Origin of the sequence: Bartonella sp. AP88HLJMH, assembly GCF_042195605.1 — a bacterium.
In the GTDB taxonomy this organism is placed as follows: domain Bacteria; phylum Pseudomonadota; class Alphaproteobacteria; order Rhizobiales; family Rhizobiaceae; genus Bartonella.
The window spans coordinates 1-1,814 of the sequence record NZ_JBHIOR010000069.1; the positions used below are offsets into that span (position 1 = coordinate 1).

Annotated in this window: 2 protein-coding genes; both read left to right on the forward strand. The window is 46.6% G+C overall.

Features of this window, described 5'->3' with window-relative positions; all coding sequences use genetic code 11:
• Positions 1–328: 328 nt before the first annotated feature.
• The gene (locus ACFIMA_RS09525; RefSeq protein ID WP_375693433.1) at positions 329–1,618 is read left to right on the forward strand and encodes a phage tail sheath C-terminal domain-containing protein; all 1,290 of its coding nucleotides are present in this window, start codon (positions 329–331) and stop codon (positions 1,616–1,618) included.
• Positions 1,615–1,814, forward strand: a 200-nt coding sequence (locus ACFIMA_RS09530) for a phage major tail tube protein (RefSeq protein WP_375693388.1), incomplete at its 3' end; no start/stop codon positions are given. The genes ACFIMA_RS09525 and ACFIMA_RS09530, both read left to right, overlap by 4 nt.

Sequence of the window (1,814 nt, forward strand, 5' to 3'; positions counted from 1 at the left end):
GGTGGCTCTGGAGGAGTCGGCAAAGGTTCCTATAGTTCGGGAAAAGCAGGGCGTGGTTTTGGGGGCGGAGGTGCTGGCTCTCATGGAGATTCCTCTCCAAGCGGCGCTGGAGCTGATGGCGCTGTTCTTATAAGGTTATGGAAAGATTAAATGGATGCACAAGTAACCAAGATATGACAGAAGTCAAATGGATAGCTGTTCTATAAGCGAGCTTGTATGTTTTTAAGTCCTTTAAAGCCCTTTGAAAGGGCTTTTTTTGACTGACAGTGTCAGTCTTATGGAGCATGGTGATGCTTGTTATAGTCTCTTCATTGATTTGGAGAGCAAGATGGCAATAGAATTTAATCATGGGATTCGCATTGTAGAGGCTGGTGAGGATTCCCGTCCTTTAGCAACATTTGATCAGACAGCCATTGGAGCGGTTGTTACAGCCCCTGATGCTGATGCACAAACTTATCCCCTTAATGAGCCTGTGTTGGTCTTTACGCATGAGACAGAAAAAATCCAAAAGCTTGGGGCAAGAGGCACGGCTCTTGATGTGATTAAAGCCGTGTGCGCGCAGGGGATTGAGGCACAAATTATCCTTGTGCGTGTGGAAGAAAAGTCAACCATTGCTGAGACACAAACCGAAATGGTGGGATCCAATACTCACTTGACCGGTGTGCATGCCTTAGCGCATGCGCGGGGGCATTTGGGGGTAGAACCTGGAATTCTCTTAGCACCGGCTTATAGTGCAGGGCGGATTGACAATGGCAAAAACCCTGTGGCAGACGCTTTGGAACAGGTTGCAGAAAAGCTACAAGCGATTGCCGTGTTTGATACGGGGGGTAAAAACACGCAAGAAAGCCTTGCCTATCGTGCAGATTTTTCCTCACGCTTTTGTTATTTGATTGATCCCTTTGTACGGGTGGCAAATTCTGATGGAGGTGTGAGTATAAAACCCGCAAGTCCTTTTGCAGCAGCCATGTTTATCAAACGGGACAAGCAAAGGGGCGGTGTTTTTTGGTCTCCTTCCAACCAAGATGTGCATGGCATTTTAGGGACAGCACGCCCCATTAGCTATTTTGATGGCGAAATTGATCATGAGGCAAATCGCCTTAACCAAGCCGATATTGCAACCTTTATTCCAGCACGACTTAGTCAAAATGGGCATGGGCAAATTGCCGCCAATGGGCGCATTTTATGGGGCAACCATACCACCTCTAGTGATCCGCTTTGGCGTTTTGTCAATGTGGTGCGCACCCGTGCAGCACTGGAAAAAACCATCATCAATAATTTGCGCCCTTGGGCCAATGATGAAAACCTTACTGGTCAACATGTTATTGCCATTACCCGCTCTTTGACCAGCTTTCTTGATGATATGATTGCACGCGGTGCACTGCTTGGTGGGCGGGTTTGGTTTGATCGTGATTTAAATTCCAACAGCAATTTACAACTGGGGAAATTGCGGGTGGAATTTGATGCAGAAGAAGTGCCGCCTCTAGAAGATTTAAGCTTTGGCAGCCGGCGCAATGGAGCTTACTTTAATCGGCTTGCTGAAGATATCCAAAATAAAATGATTTATGCCTTTGGCGATACGCTAGAGGGTTATCGCAAAGCAGCAAGGAGCGACATATGACTTTAAGAATTGTTCGCGGTTTTACCCTGATTGTTGATGATGATGTGAATCTTCATCTTGATCTTGAAACCCTCAAATTACCTACGTTGGAAGAAATCACTGAAACCTATCAACCAGGGGGCTCTGATATGCAAATTGATGTGAGCGGTCTTGGTGTCAAAGCCCTTGGCTTGCAAATGAAAATCCGCAGCCATAC

Excerpts from the sequence above, each read along its gene's own strand:
- ACFIMA_RS09525 (WP_375693433.1), top strand. The coding sequence starts at position 329 with ATGGCAATAGAATTTAATCATGGGATTCGCATTGTAGAGGCTGGTGAG.